This is a genomic window from Pseudoalteromonas shioyasakiensis (assembly GCF_024518675.1).
Lineage (GTDB): Bacteria > Pseudomonadota > Gammaproteobacteria > Enterobacterales > Alteromonadaceae > Pseudoalteromonas > Pseudoalteromonas shioyasakiensis_B.
In genome coordinates this window covers 1-14200 of the sequence record NZ_JANIGL010000004.1, presented here as the reverse complement: position 1 = coordinate 14200, position 14200 = coordinate 1, and the positions used below count along the sequence as shown (strand labels likewise).

Here is a 14200-nt window from a genome sequence, read left to right as displayed (position 1 = left end):
CCTAAAAATTGATCGGCGCGTATTGTAGCTAAAATAATAGTGAATAGATATCAATGTAGCGGTAAGCCGTAAGCCGTAAGCCGTAAGCCGTAAGCCGTAAGCCGTAAGCCGTAAGCCAATGAGCTTGAGTGTAGCAAGTTATTATGTCAATACTAAAAAGTACTCGGGCAACTTAAAACTTATAGCTTAAGACTTTACAGCTTTTACTAACAAAAAACCCAAGCACAGGCTTGGGTTTTTGAACAATTAACTACAAGAAGAACTTACTTCTTCTTTTTAACTGCTTTTTTGTTTGGTAAATCAGTGATTGAACCTTCAAAGATTTCAGCAGCAAGGCCGATTGATTCGTTCAATGTTGGGTGAGCGTGAATAGTAAGTGCTAAGTCTTCGCCATCTGCGCCCATTTCAACCGCTAGGCCGATTTCGCCAAGCATTTCGCCTGCGTTGATACCAACCATAGCACCACCAATTACGCGGCCACTGTCTTTATCAAAGATAAGCTTAGTTTGACCTTCAGTACGAGCAGATGCAATTGCACGACCAGATGCAGCCCACGGGAATACCGCAGTTTCGATGCTTAAGCCTTGCTCTTTTGCTTCTTTCTCAGTAACACCAACCCAAGCGATTTCTGGATCAGTATAGGCAATTGAAGGAATGCATTTAGGGTCAAAGAAGTGTTTTTGACCAGAGATAACTTCAGCAGCAACGTGTGCTTCATGAACCGCTTTATGCGCAAGCATAGGCTGACCAACAATGTCACCAATTGCGAAAATATGATCAACATTTGTTTTAAGTTGCTTATCAACATTGATAAAGCCACGCTCATCAACGTTAACGCCCGCTTTGTCAGCATCAAGTAGTTTACCGTTTGGTGTACGGCCAACAGCAACAAGTACTTTGTCGTAACGTACTGGCTCTGCCGGTGCATTTTTACCTTCAAACGTTACATATAAACCGTCGTCTTTTGCTTCAACGCCAGTCACTTTGGTAGAAAGCATTACGTTGAACTTTTTGCTCACGTATTTTTGGTAAATCTTGATAACGTCTTTGTCAGCTGCTGGTACTAATTGATCAGCAAACTCTACTACGTCAATATCAGAACCAAGCGCACGGTACACAGTACCCATTTCAAGACCGATGATACCACCACCTAATACAAGTAGTTTTTCTGGTACATCTTTAAGCTCTAGTGCACCAGTTGAATCAATTACACGGTCATCTTCAGGAATGAAAGGTAAATTAACTGGTTGTGAGCCCGCTGCAATAATAGCGTTATCGAAAGTAATTGTTGTTTTGCCGTCTGCGCCTTCAACATCAAGAGTGTTGCTGCCAGTGAATTTACCGTACCCGTAAACCACTTTAACTTTACGCATTTTAGCCATGCCGTCTAGGCCGCCAGTTAACTGACCAATTACAGACTCTTTCCAATCGCGGATTTTGTCTAAATCGATTTCAGGCTTACCAAAAGTAACACCATGAGATGACATTTCAGCTGCGTCATCAATTACTTTAGCTACGTGTAATAGTGCTTTTGAAGGGATACAACCTACATTAAGACATACACCGCCTAATGTATCGCGAGATTCTACTAATGTAACTTCTAAGCCCAAGTCAGCAGCACGGAAAGCCGCAGAATAACCACCAGGACCACCGCCTAATATAACAACTTGAGTTTTTAATTCGTTGCTCATGCTTTTACCTTAATTGTTTGAACGGGACACTGCCCTAAAGTTTAACTGCCATGTTTCTGCATGGGCAGAAAGCCAGAGCAGATCAAAAATTTATGCAAAATATACCAATAGTGTATCATTGCAAATGGTAAAAATCCCAGCTAAAAACAACTGGCTGGGATTTGATTCTATTTATTTAACTAGATGCATCAATTAGTGCATTACATTACTAACTGGCGTATATCGCTCATGTAACTTGCAAGAGTTACAGTAAAGCGTGCCGCTAGTGCACCGTCAATCACCCTATGGTCGTATGACATTGAAAGTGGAACCATTAATTTAGGTTCAAACTCTTTGCCATTCCATTTTGGTTTCATTTCAGATTTAGATACACCTAAAATAGCAACCTCTGGCGCATTAACAATTGGCGTAAATGCAGTACCACCGATACCACCAAGGCTTGAAATAGTAAAACAACCGCCTTGCATATCAGATGCTGTTAACTTACCTTCACGCGCTTTAACAGATACTTCCATTAATTCACGCGATAGCTCAATGATGCCTTTTTTATCTACATCTTTAAATACTGGTACAACTAGACCATTTGGCGTATCAACAGCAACACCAATATTGATGTACTTTTTAAGGATTAAGCTTTCGCCATCTTCAGATAAAGACGAGTTAAATGTAGGGAAGTCAGCCAATGCTTTTGCTGCTGCTTTCATTACAAATACTAAAGGTGTAATTTTAACACCCAGCTTTTTCTTCTCTGCTAGCGCATTTTGCTCTTTACGGAACGCTTCAAGGCTTGTGATGTCGGCTTCATCAAACTGGGTAACGTGAGGGATTTGCACCCAGTTACGATGTAAGTTTTTACCCGAAAGCTTTTGAATGCGAGATAGTTTCTTCTCTTCGATTTCACCAAATTTAGCGAAATCAACTTTTGGCCATGGGATTAAACCAAGCTCACCGCCACCTGCATTGCCACTACCCGCTGATAACTGACCAGACTCAACTTGCTTAACTAGGTTTTTAACATAGTTTTGCACGTCTTCTTTAACAACACGGTTTTTACGGCCTGAGCCTTTTACGTTCGCAAGGTTAATACCAAACTCACGAGCTAAACGGCGAACAACTGGCGATGCATGAGCATAGGCACTGTTGTTTTCAAAGCTTTCATTACTGGCTTTTGCTGATGCTGCTTGCGCTGGTGCAGGTTTTGATTCTGCTTTTGGCGCTGGCGCTGATTTTTCTACAGCTGCAGCAGGCGCGCTACCGGCAACTTCAAAAACAAAAATAAGTGAGCCAGTCGATACTTTATCGCCCGCTGCTACTTTTATTTCTTTTACTGTGCCCGCAAACGGCGCAGGCACTTCCATTGCCGCTTTGTCGCCTTCAACGTTTAAGATTGATTGATCTTCTTCAACCTTATCACCGACCGCAACCATGACTTCAGTTACTTCAACTTCGTCACCGCCGATATCAGGCACGTTGACTTCTTTGCTACTTGACTGGGCGCTTGCTGCTGGTGCAGATTCTTGCGCTGATTCGTCTTGTACAGGTGCTGCTGACTCACCACCAGCGATTTCAAAAACAAACACTAAAGAGCCTGTTTTTACTTTGTCGCCAGTCGCAATTTTGATTTCTTTAACGGTACCTGCGAACGGTGCTGGTACTTCCATAGCTGCTTTGTCGCCTTCAACGTTTAAGATAGATTGCTCTTCTTCTACGCTGTCGCCAACTGCCACCATGATTTCTGTAACTTCAACTTCATCATCACCGATATCTGGTACGGTAACTTCTTTGGTTGCTGAGCCTGAAGAGGCAGCAGGTGCTGCATCTTCAGATTTAGCAGAAGTTTCTGGCGCTTTTTCTTCGCCAGCACTTTCGCCTTCAAAAATCATAATTAAAGAGCCTGTGGTAACCGTATCACCTTCGCTGACTTTAATTTCTTTTACAGTACCTGCTTGTGCAGCTGGTACTTCCATTGATGCTTTATCGCCTTCAACAGTAAGAAGTGATTGGTCAACTTCAACAACGTCGCCAACACTTACTAAGATCTCGGTTACTTCGACTTCATCGCCACCGATATCTGGTACATTAATTTCAATACTCATTGCAAAACCTCTTAAGCGTACAGTGGGTTAAGTTTGTTAGTGTCGATGTCGAACTTCTTAAGTGCGTCAACAACCACTGACTTTTCAACTTCACCACGTTTAGCAAGTTCAGATAACGTAGCAACAACAACATAACCTGCGTTAACTTCAAAGTGACGACGTAAGTTTTCACGGCTGTCTGAACGACCGTAACCGTCAGTACCTAATACTTTGTAGTTGCTGCTAGGGATGAATGAACGCGCTTGCTCAGCGTAGTTTTTCATGTAATCCGTTGCTGCAACTGTTACAGAGTCATTCAATACGCTAGTGATATAAGGCGTTTTTTGCTCGCTTTCTGGGTTAAGCATATTGAAACGCTCAACATCTTGACCATCACGAGTAAGCTCATTGAATGAGGTTACTGAGTAAACGTCTGATGCAATACCGTAGTCATCACTTAAAATGGCTGCTGCTTTACGCACTTCAGTCATGATAGTACCTGAGCTTAGTAGTTGTACGTTGGCTTTTTTACCTTCGTAGCTTTCAAGCTTATAAATGCCTTTACGAATACCTTCTTCAGCGCCTTGTGGCATTGCTGGTTGCGCGTAGTTTTCGTTCATCAGCGTTAGGTAGTAGTAAATGTTTTCTTGATCTTCACCGTACATACGACGAATACCATCTTGAATGATCACCGCTACTTCGTACGCATAAGTTGGGTCATAAGAAATACAGTTAGGAACTGTGTTCGCTAGAATGTGGCTGTGACCATCTTCATGCTGTAGACCTTCACCATTAAGCGTTGTACGACCTGCTGTAGCACCTAATAAGAAACCACGTGCTTGTTGGTCACCTGCCATCCATGCCATGTCGCCAACACGTTGGAAACCGAACATAGAATAGTAGATATAGAATGGGATCATTGGTAAGTCATTCGTGCTGTAAGATGTTGCCGCAGCAACCCACGATGACATTGCACCTAACTCATTGATACCTTCTTGCAATACTTGCCCTGAAGTGGCTTCTTTATAGTAAGAAACAATATCACGGTCTTGTGGCGTGTAGTTTTGGCCATGCGGGTTATAAATACCGATTTGGCGGAATAAACCTTCCATACCAAATGTACGTGCTTCATCAGCAATGATTGGTACGATGTTTTTGCCAATACCTTTGTCTTTTAGTAACACGTTAAGTGCACGCACAAAGCCCATTGTTGTTGAAATATCACGCTTTTGCTCTTCAAGTAATGGCTTGAATGCTTCTACTTCTGGTAGCTGTAGCTTTTCAGAGAAGTTAGGAATACGTGTTGGCGTGTACCCTTCTAAGTCTTTACGACGTGCGTGTAAGTACTTGTACTCTTCAGAACCTTCTTCAAGCTCTAAGTAAGGCAAGTCTTTAATCGCTTCATCAGATACAAGATCTTGTAGACCTAAACGCGAACGTAAGTGCTCAACGTGAGTCATGTCCATTTTCTTAACTTGGTGCGCGATGTTTTTACCTTCAGCCGCTTCACCCATGCCGTAACCTTTTACAGTTTTAGCTAGGATAACCGTTGGACGATCTTTCGTTTCTTCCGCTTTTTTGAATGCAGCGTATAATTTAGATGGCTCATGACCACCACGCTTAAGCGCAAAGATTTCTTCGTCTGTCATATCAGCAACAAGTGCTGCTGTTTCAGGGTAACGACCAAAGAAGTGTTCACGTACGTAAGCACCGTCTTTCGCTTTATATGTTTGGTAATCACCATCAATGGTTTCGTTCATCAATTGTAAAAGCTTACCTGTGGTATCTTTAGCAAGTAAGATATCCCAACCACTGCCCCATACAACTTTGATAACGTTCCAGCCAGCACCTTTAAATAGACCTTCAAGCTCTTGAATGATCTTACCGTTACCCATTACTGGGCCATCTAGGCGTTGTAAGTTACAGTTGATTAGGTAACAAAGGTTATCTAGCTTTTCACGAGCCGCAAATGAGATTGCACCACGTGATTCTGGCTCATCCATTTCACCATCACCTAAGAACGCATATACGCGCTGGTTTTTAGTGTCTTTTAAGCCACGGCCATCTAAGTATTTTAAGAAACGCGCTTGGTAAATAGACGCGATAGGACCCAGACCCATAGATACTGTAGGGAACTGCCAAAACTCAGGCATTAATTTAGGGTGTGGGTATGATGGTAAACCATTACCATCTACTTCTTGGCGGAAGTTATCTAGCTGAGCCGCAGATAAACGACCTTCAACAAATGCACGCGCATAGATACCTGGAGAAATATGACCTTGATAATAAACTAAGTCACCACCGTCTACGTCGTTAGGTGCTTTAAAGAAGTGGTTAAAACATACTTCATAAAATGCAGCAGAAGACTGGTAAGACGCCATATGGCCGCCTAAGTCGAGGTCTTTTTTCGATGCACGCAATACAATCATGATTGCGTTCCAACGAATAATAGAACGAATACGGCGCTCAAGGTTTACATCCCCTGGGTATGCAGGTTCTTGATCTACCGGAATCGTATTAACGTAGTTTGTGTTGATGCCTGTAGGCATATCAACACCGTCTAAACGGGCTTGCTCTAATACTTGCTCAAGTAAAAACTGAGCACGCTCAACACCTTCTTCACGCACAACTGATTCAAGAGCTTGTAACCACTCTTGTGTTTCTAGCGCGTCTACGTCAATTTTATTGACTTCAGACATACGGAGGTTTCCTTATGTTTAAAATACGAATGTTTTTAATTAATACTGTGTATTGTGTGTTTCAATACCGTACTTGCTTAAATTATTATCTTTATACTAATTTTGTTTAGTGCGTCTTAAACTACGTTCAATACGCGAGTGCTCTTTACCTGCTTCAAGTAGCGCTTCTTCAATGAAGGCTAAGTGAGCATTACTGGCAAGACGAGCTTGTTCAGGATTCCCTTCAATAACTGCATCCATTAATAAACGGCGATGCTCTGCTAACTGCTTACTAATATGCGGCTTTTCTAGCAATACCGTTAAATTCTGTAATACATTTTGTTCAAGTAGCGCTTGCATCCCGCGCACTAAATGAAGCAACACCACATTATGTGATGACTCTGCAACACTAAAATGAAAAGCATTAATTGCTTTCGCTTTTTGTTGTAAATCATCTTTCGCTAGGGCAATACATTCAAAACTTTGTTTTACTTTTTCAAAGTCTGTGCTGGTGCCACGCAGCGCTGCATAATAAGCTGCGATGCCCTCTAAAGCATGACGAAACTCTAATAAATCAAACTGTGATTCAGGGTGCTTACTGATCAAATCAAACAGAGGATCGGTAAGTCCTTCTTCAAGCTGATTTTTTACAAACGTACCACCACCTTGGCGGCGCGTTACTAACCCTTTAGCCTCTAGCTTTTGAATCGCTTCACGCAATGAAGGGCGAGAGACTTCAAACTGCTTAGCTAATTCGCGCTCTGGCGGCAATTTTTCGCCCGGTGCTAATGATCCCTCAAGAATCATATTCTCAAGTTGCTGTAAAATAACATCCGACAGTTTTGCTGCTTTAATCTTTAAAGACATTAATCAACGTCCGCATTGTAATGGCCACTGATGACTAACACGCCAACCTGTGCCTATAGCTGAAACCAAAAGGTAAATTGGTCATACCAAATTTGAGCCATACGTTATCAAAAAGCAAGTTTACTGTCAATTTCATGAGCAGCCCGCATACAAAACTAGCCTAACGCATTTAGCTCAAAGATTAAACAGTAGGTGATAACCGCTGACTTTGGGAAGGATTTTTAATAAAACACGAAATGGTCTGACCAGACAACATCCCTTGAGAAGCGGGCGATTTACTATCAATAAATAACTTAAAAATTTTTGCACAAAGAGAAGTGAATGAGAACAAAATGAGAAAAACCACAGGAGTCAGGCTACTAATTGTAGGAGAGCGCTTTAGCGCCGATTGGCTTTAACACTGAATCTCAAACCGCATCACGGCCAAAGCCTGTTCCCACAAAAATATGTTTTTACACCGTTCGTATCTAGGCTTTAACTTTTAACCATTTCTTTACGCCAAACCACCAAACAAGGTGAGCAAAGCAATAAGCACTAAATAAAATAACACGTTACGTTTAACCAGCTTCATCATACAGGTTGCCTCAACCGCACAGCCAAAATGTTGTTGCTCAATTTGCTCTGCAGCCAATGCCGTATTCGTCACTACTTTTCGATTACTCACCGAAAAGTCAAATGCATAACGCAGTAAGCAACTGGTACCTTTATTAAAGTTACCAATAACTAAGTAACCAAAGCTGGTAATTCGAGCCGGTAACCAATCAAGCCAAAATAATAACGTATGAATTAATTTAAAACGTGAAACGTAAACGACTTTTTTGTCATCACGCACTAAATCTGCGTAAGTACGCACGAGTGCATAAAGCACAGCACCGGGGGCACCTAAAATAACGAACCAAAAAATGACCGCGCAATAAAAGCGAAAATTAATCCACGCCAATGTTTGCCCAAACGTTTCGCCATCGGGCTCATCTTCAGTTTTGTTTTGACCCATTTGCAGAGCATACAAACTTGCCGCTTCATGGTCTTCTCGGGTAAGTGCATTTAAATACGCCTTATATAAAGCTCGATGTTTAGCACAACCAAAGCAAACCAATAACACCACAATATTGACAGCAAGTTGCCAAAGCACAAAGTCAGAAAAGGTATAAACCAAAGCGATTGCTATAACTGGCAGAATTAACCAAATTAAAAAACCGTGGGCAGAATTAAACAGGCCTTTTTCACTTAGCTGCTTATTAGAGCGTGTTAAATAGCCCTGTGCATAATGGCTAATTTGCCAATAGTCTGAACGAGCGCCTAAACGCTCTAAAATTAATGCGATAATAATAGAAATTAGAATCATAGCAGTCTCTTTGCATAAAGCAGGTTAGAAAAGGGCAGCAAAGTAATGTTGCCAATCAAAACTCTCACCGGGATCTGTTTTGCGTCCTGGAGCAATATCACAGTGCCCGACTATACGAGCCTTTGTTATTGCCGGATAGTTATTCATCAATAACTTAGTTAATGATTGTAATGCATTATATTGCATTTGGGTATATCCGCTAGTGTCAGTTCCTTCAAGCTCAATCCCGATACTAAAGTCATTACAACGTTCGCGCCCTAAAAACTCAGACTTACCAGCATGCCACGCACACTTACTAAAAGGCACATACTGCACTATTTCGCCAGTGCGTTTAATAAAACAATGCGCAGATACTCTAAGCCCTTGTAAATCACTAAAGCTTGGATGAGCGTGGCAATCAATATTGCCCATAAATAAATCATCTACAAAAGGGGTATCAAACTCCCCTGCAGGCAATGAAATATTGTGAATGACCAATAAAGAAATTTCTTCACCGCTTGGGCGCTCATCAAAGTGTGTGCATGGTCGTTGAGTCGCCGTATCAACGACGCCAATAGAGTTTATTATCATAATGTGTCAGTAAATATAGGTATACTCAAATGCTAATAGATTTCAAAACAGAATAATAGTAAAGTCATTTAAGCCTGCGACTACTTGTTGCATGCATCACATTCCTCTGGGCAGTTATTTATGGCGAAAAGAAAAAAGCCACGGGCTTCGAGTAATGAGCTCCGAGCGATCAATACACCCAGAATCTTTAGCTTTAACGCAAAACCTCAAACATCATCACGGCTAAAGCCTGTTCCCACAAAAATCACACCTATGCACCTATAGGAGAGCGCTTTAGCGCCCATTAGCTTTAACACAGAACCCCAATATCATTACAGCTAAAGACTGTTCCCCACAAAAATTACACCTATGCGCCTGTAGGAGAGCGCTTTAGCGCCGATTAGCTTTAACACAGAACCCCAATATCATTATAGCTGAAGCCTGTTCCCACAAAATTACACCTATGCACCTGTAGGAGAGTGCTTTAGCGCCGATTGGCTTTAACACAGAACCTCAATACCATCAAAGCTGAAGCCTGTTCCCACAAAATCACACCTATGCACCTGTAGGAGAGTGCTTTAGCGCCGATTGGCTTTAACACAGAACCCTAATACCATTACAGCTGAAAGCTCTTCTCTTCACTACTCAAACATAGTAAAATTTTGCCAATTTCCTAATTATAATGAGCTTTATAATGTCTATTCCGCACAGCCTTTTAAGCCAACTGGTTAAACTTGCCCTTGATGAAGACCTTAATTACCAAAGCGCTGAACAAGGCGATATTACCGCTGCCTTGATCCCACAAACACAACTAGCAAACGCAAAAGTAATCACCCGTGAAGACTGTGTATTTTGCGGTAAAGACATTATTTTAGAAGTTTTCAAACAAGTCGATCCAAGCGTAACAGTTAATGTACTGGTAAATGATGGGGATAGTATAAAGGCAAACGACACATTATTTACTGCAATAGGTTCGGCTCGCGCGATTTTAACCGCGGAGCGTACCGCACTTAATTTTGTGCAAACATTATCTGGCACAGCAACCACTACGGCACACTATGTAAAAGAGCTTGAAGGCACAACAACGCAATTACTCGATACCCGTAAAACCATACCCGGTTTGCGCGCATTACAAAAATACGCAGTGAAATGTGGTGGTGGTGCCAATCACCGTACTGGCTTGTTTGATGCATTTTTAATCAAAGAAAACCACATTGCAGCCTGTGGCGGTATTGATAAGGCAGTTGCGCAAGCTAAATTAAATCACCCTAACAAACCTGTCGAAGTCGAAGTTGAGTCACTCAATGAGCTAGATCAAGCTATAGTAGCCGGTGCTGATATTATAATGCTTGATAACTTTACACCTGAACAAATAAAACAAGCGGTCACTGTAACTAACAAACGGGCAAAACTGGAAGTGTCTGGCAATATGACCATTGAAACCCTTAGAACCTACTCACAGGCTGGTGTTGATTTTATCTCAAGCGGAGCACTTACAAAAAATTTACAATCAATCGACTTATCAATGCGGTTTGAGTAATTATTCTTTAAGTCACGAATTTTATATTTACCTAATCCGTTGACAAATTGTACAAAAAAGCATTAAATAAGCCGAAAGGCTTATTTTGTTACAGAATGTAAATTTTGCTACCCACTTTTATAAAAAATAATGTTAGCATAAGCCAAAGGAGCTAGGTTAAATACAAAAACCAACCTTAAAGTTACAATTTGTATTTTACACCAATAGCTATCAATACAATTTAAGACTGTAACAACATAAATTATCTTTTTTATGATAGGAAAGTTCTTAAAATGACGCTAAATGCTGTTTAAATGGCTTTCAAAACGTGATTTTAGTGCTAAAGTAATTCTAACAGGCTACTTTTCCTTAGTTTAGGTTAGGTATACACATTAGAAAAACGATTTTTAAAAAAACCGTAAGATAAGCAAGTTATATTAGCCAAGGCACACACCATCACTAATAAACTGGTTAACTTACAAACATACTATCCTTTAGGAGAGGAACATGGAAAAAATGACACAACAAAGTCAAAAGGGTTTTACCCTGATTGAATTAATGATTGTTATCGCAATCATCGGTATTCTTGCTGCTATCGCATTACCGCAATATCAAAATTACACTAAAAAAGCACGCTTTTCTGAAGTTGTACTTGCTGCATCTTCGGTAAAAGGCTTAGTAGATGTGTGCTACCAAACCCGTGGAGCTGGAGTATTAGCTAGTTGTGATGAAGCTTCTGAAATTGGTTTAGACGCTGCTGGTGCGCAAGCAGGGGATCATGTTGCTACAGTTGCAATCGCAGCTAATGCTGTTATAACTGCAACAGGTGCAGCAACTGTTGATAGCGCAACTTATATTTTAACCCCAACAGAGTCTGCAGGCAGTCTCACATGGGCACAAACAGGTACATGCATCGCTGAAGGTGTCTGTTAACCTAATAAATGAAAAACCTTTCAGGCTTCTCATTAATAGAGCTAATGATTACCATCGCCATTATGGGGATTTTGGTGTCATTAGCTCTTCCTGCCTATAATAATCACTTCAAACGATCAAAGTTTACAGAGGTCATCCTAGCATCGAATGCCTTGCAAAGAGCTATTGAAGTGTGCTTTTACACCAGGGAAACGTTAAGTAATTGTGATTCATTTAATAAGATAGGCGTACAACAAACAGACTTTACCTCATCAGCTTTTATGTCCAATATTGAATTATCAAATACTGGAGGTAGCTATAAAATCACCTCTACAGCAAGCAGCGAAGCCTCAATTTCAAGCTCTGGCGATACATATATAATGGTCGCTAGCGTTAACTCAAACCAGTTACTATGGGAATTATCTTCCACCAGCACTTGTATCAGTGAAGGGACTTGTTAAACGTAAGTACACCATTTATTTTTGTTACATTAACAATTCCATTCTTGGTGATTACCCCACATATAGTTTTGCACTCAGTTACGAAATCTGTTGGTTGAAAAAACTCATTCATTTCTATTGGTGGAATCGATTGCTCTATTAGCTTGCCATACAATGCACGATTTTTAGTACCAACAGCTGGTTCATTAAATAAATAAAAACCCTCGAGGGTATATTCACCTCTAGCATCGCCTTTTGATATTGCAAAATAAGATGTTTGCCATTTCACAATATAAGCTAAGCGTTGACTGTCTATTTGCATAACCCCATAACTTAAAGAACTTAATTGCAAAAAAACAATAAGTATTAGGTTAGTGATATTTTCTTTTCTTGTTTTTATTGGTGATAATAACCAAAGACAAAGCATCGGACCTAAAATTAAATCAATTGATAGAATGATTCCAGCGAGTCCAACTAGATCTGTTAAGTAATGTCTGCCAGCATAGAACCACTGAGAATAAATATAAAAACCAGCAACAGATAATACAAGAAACCCGAGTAAAAAATGTAAACCAGACCATTTTAGTTTTCTTAAGTAAATAGCACTCATTAACGCATTACACTCCAACTAAAAGTAAATAAGTTAAATTTTGTCTATTTAATCAGCTTAAGTTTATCTAATCAATTGTTTTAGCAGTTAAAGCTGGCTACTATAGAGTATAATATTTTTTTATTTCCTAACTGTAATTCGGGATAAAGCAATGGCTAAAGACACAGATAAAAAAGGACAAGACACCTTTGAATGGGTAGGTGTAAGCGCCCGTGGTAAACGCTTGGAAGGCGAAATGAATGGCGCGAGTATTGCTTTAGTTAAAGCCCAGTTACGTAAACAAGGTATAACTCCATCCAAAGTCAAACGAAAAGCCAAGCCACTGTTTGGCGCCCGTATGCAAAAAATAACACCAAAAGACATTGCCTTGGTTACCCGTCAAATCGCCACTATGTTAATGGCAGGTGTGCCACTGATTCAAGCCATTGAAATGATAGGTACTGGTGCAAGTAATAAAAGCGTCGGCAAACTAATGGAAACCATTGGCGATGAGGTAAAAGCGGGGGGGACTTTATCAAACGCATTACGTAAACACCCTCGCTATTTTGATGATTTGTATTGTGATTTAGTTGCCTCTGGCGAGCAATCTGGCGCGCTTGATAAAATATTTGACCGTGTCGCGCTTTATAAAGAAAAGTCTGAAGCATTAAAATCAAAAATTAAAAAAGCTATGTTTTACCCGATTGCAGTTTTAGTTGTCGCACTTATTGTGACCTCTATATTGCTAATTTTCGTAGTACCACAATTCCAAGATATTTTTAATGGGTTTGGTGCAGAGCTGCCCGCATTTACCTTAATGGTTATTGGTATATCTGAGTTTATGCAGGAATATTGGTGGATAATACTCATCGCACTTGTCGGCTTTGGTTATGCATATAAAGAAGCCTTGCTTAAAAGTAAAAAACTGCGCGATGCAAACGATAGAGCAATATTAAAACTGCCGGTAATTGGTATGATTTTAAATAAAGCCGCTGTAGCCCGATATGCTCGTACACTTTCAACTACATTTGCTGCCGGTGTGCCCTTAGTTGATGCGCTTGATTCTGCGGCAGGTGCCTCGGGTAATGCGGTTTACCGTTATGCTATTTTAGACATTAAAGCAGAGGTTAGTTCAGGTAACCAAATGAACTGGGCAATGCGTAATTCAAAGATATTCCCCGATATGGTTATTCAAATGGTCGCCATTGGTGAAGAATCGGGCTCGCTTGATGGTATGCTGGCAAAAGTAGCCACTATTTATGAACAAGAAGTGGATGATGCAGTAGATGGTTTATCAAGCTTACTAGAACCCTTAATAATGGCAGTACTTGGTGTGCTAGTAGGTGGTTTGATCATCGCCATGTACTTACCAATATTCCAGCTTGGTGCGGTGGTATAGCGGCTGTAAGCTGTAAGCTGTAAGCTGTAAGCTGTAAGCTGTAAGCTGTAAGCTGTAAGCTGTAAGCTGTAAGCTGTAAGCTGTAAGCTGTAAGCTGTAAGCTGTAAGCTGTAAGCTGTAAGCTGTAAGCTGTAAG

The 14200-nt window shown here is 40.7% G+C and carries 11 protein-coding genes; 4 read left to right on the top strand and 7 right to left on the bottom strand.

All coding sequences use genetic code 11. The features are described from left to right. Positions 1–263: 263 nt before the first annotated feature. From lpdA to ampD, 6 genes are all read right to left on the bottom strand, one after another. Positions 264–1691, bottom strand: coding sequence for a dihydrolipoyl dehydrogenase (lpdA, locus tag NQT69_RS12830; RefSeq protein WP_256828086.1), 1428 nt, complete (start codon positions 1689–1691; stop codon positions 264–266). Positions 1692–1891: 200 nt separating this feature from the next. Beyond that, positions 1892–3787, bottom strand: coding sequence for a pyruvate dehydrogenase complex dihydrolipoyllysine-residue acetyltransferase (gene aceF, locus NQT69_RS12825; protein WP_256828085.1), 1896 nt, complete (start codon positions 3785–3787; stop codon positions 1892–1894). Between the two features lie 11 nt (positions 3788–3798). After that, entirely contained in the window at positions 3799–6465 is a 2667-nt protein-coding gene (gene aceE / locus NQT69_RS12820) for a pyruvate dehydrogenase (acetyl-transferring), homodimeric type (protein WP_256828084.1), read from the bottom strand. 96 nt (positions 6466–6561) lie between these two features. Beyond that, complete coding sequence (pdhR, locus tag NQT69_RS12815; RefSeq protein ID WP_256828083.1) at positions 6562–7311, bottom strand: pyruvate dehydrogenase complex transcriptional repressor PdhR; 750 nt, start codon at positions 7309–7311, stop codon at positions 6562–6564. Between the two features lie 493 nt (positions 7312–7804). Next, positions 7805–8656: a beta-lactamase regulator AmpE gene (gene ampE, locus NQT69_RS12810; protein ID WP_256828082.1), complete on the bottom strand. Its 852-nt coding sequence runs from the start codon at positions 8654–8656 to the stop codon at positions 7805–7807. 24 nt (positions 8657–8680) lie between these two features. Next, positions 8681–9226: a 1,6-anhydro-N-acetylmuramyl-L-alanine amidase AmpD gene (gene ampD / locus NQT69_RS12805; protein ID WP_256828081.1), complete on the bottom strand. Its 546-nt coding sequence runs from the start codon at positions 9224–9226 to the stop codon at positions 8681–8683. Between the two features lie 673 nt (positions 9227–9899). Between ampD and nadC the strand changes: the two genes are divergently transcribed. From nadC to NQT69_RS12790, 3 genes are all read left to right on the top strand, one after another. Next, on the top strand, positions 9900–10745 hold the full coding sequence (nadC, locus tag NQT69_RS12800; protein WP_256828080.1) for a carboxylating nicotinate-nucleotide diphosphorylase: 846 nt from the start codon (positions 9900–9902) through the stop codon (positions 10743–10745). Between the two features lie 486 nt (positions 10746–11231). After that, positions 11232–11657, top strand: coding sequence for a pilin (locus tag NQT69_RS12795; protein WP_256828079.1), 426 nt, complete (start codon positions 11232–11234; stop codon positions 11655–11657). A gap of 8 nt (positions 11658–11665) precedes the next feature. Further along, complete coding sequence (locus tag NQT69_RS12790; RefSeq protein WP_256828078.1) at positions 11666–12097, top strand: pilin; 432 nt, start codon at positions 11666–11668, stop codon at positions 12095–12097. Here the strand turns inward: NQT69_RS12790 and NQT69_RS12785 are convergent. Then, entirely contained in the window at positions 12078–12686 is a 609-nt protein-coding gene (locus tag NQT69_RS12785; protein ID WP_256828077.1) for a fimbrial assembly protein, read from the bottom strand. The two genes, NQT69_RS12790 and NQT69_RS12785, sit on opposite strands and share 20 nt — an antisense overlap. Before the next feature lie 151 nt (positions 12687–12837). Here NQT69_RS12785 and NQT69_RS12780 point away from each other — a divergent pair, with 151 nt between their 5' ends. Further along, complete coding sequence (locus tag NQT69_RS12780) at positions 12838–14064, top strand: type II secretion system F family protein (protein WP_256828076.1); 1227 nt, start codon at positions 12838–12840, stop codon at positions 14062–14064. Positions 14065–14200 lie beyond the last annotated feature (136 nt).

What these genes read in the sequence shown, in the direction of transcription:
- lpdA (WP_256828086.1), bottom strand. Translation starts at nt 1,691, where the DNA reads ATGAGCAACGAATTAAAAACTCAAGTTGTTATATTAGGCGGTGGTCCT.
- aceF (WP_256828085.1), bottom strand. Translation starts at nt 3,787, where the DNA reads ATGAGTATTGAAATTAATGTACCAGATATCGGTGGCGATGAAGTCGAA.
- aceE (WP_256828084.1), bottom strand. Translation starts at nt 6,465, where the DNA reads ATGTCTGAAGTCAATAAAATTGACGTAGACGCGCTAGAAACACAAGAG.
- pdhR (WP_256828083.1), bottom strand. Translation starts at nt 7,311, where the DNA reads ATGTCTTTAAAGATTAAAGCAGCAAAACTGTCGGATGTTATTTTACAG.
- ampE (WP_256828082.1), bottom strand. Translation starts at nt 8,656, where the DNA reads ATGATTCTAATTTCTATTATTATCGCATTAATTTTAGAGCGTTTAGGC.
- ampD (WP_256828081.1), bottom strand. Translation starts at nt 9,226, where the DNA reads ATGATAATAAACTCTATTGGCGTCGTTGATACGGCGACTCAACGACCA.
- nadC (WP_256828080.1), top strand. Translation starts at nt 9,900, where the DNA reads ATGTCTATTCCGCACAGCCTTTTAAGCCAACTGGTTAAACTTGCCCTT.
- NQT69_RS12795 (WP_256828079.1), top strand. Translation starts at nt 11,232, where the DNA reads ATGGAAAAAATGACACAACAAAGTCAAAAGGGTTTTACCCTGATTGAA.
- NQT69_RS12790 (WP_256828078.1), top strand. Translation starts at nt 11,666, where the DNA reads ATGAAAAACCTTTCAGGCTTCTCATTAATAGAGCTAATGATTACCATC.
- NQT69_RS12785 (WP_256828077.1), bottom strand. Translation starts at nt 12,686, where the DNA reads ATGAGTGCTATTTACTTAAGAAAACTAAAATGGTCTGGTTTACATTTT.
- NQT69_RS12780 (WP_256828076.1), top strand. Translation starts at nt 12,838, where the DNA reads ATGGCTAAAGACACAGATAAAAAAGGACAAGACACCTTTGAATGGGTA.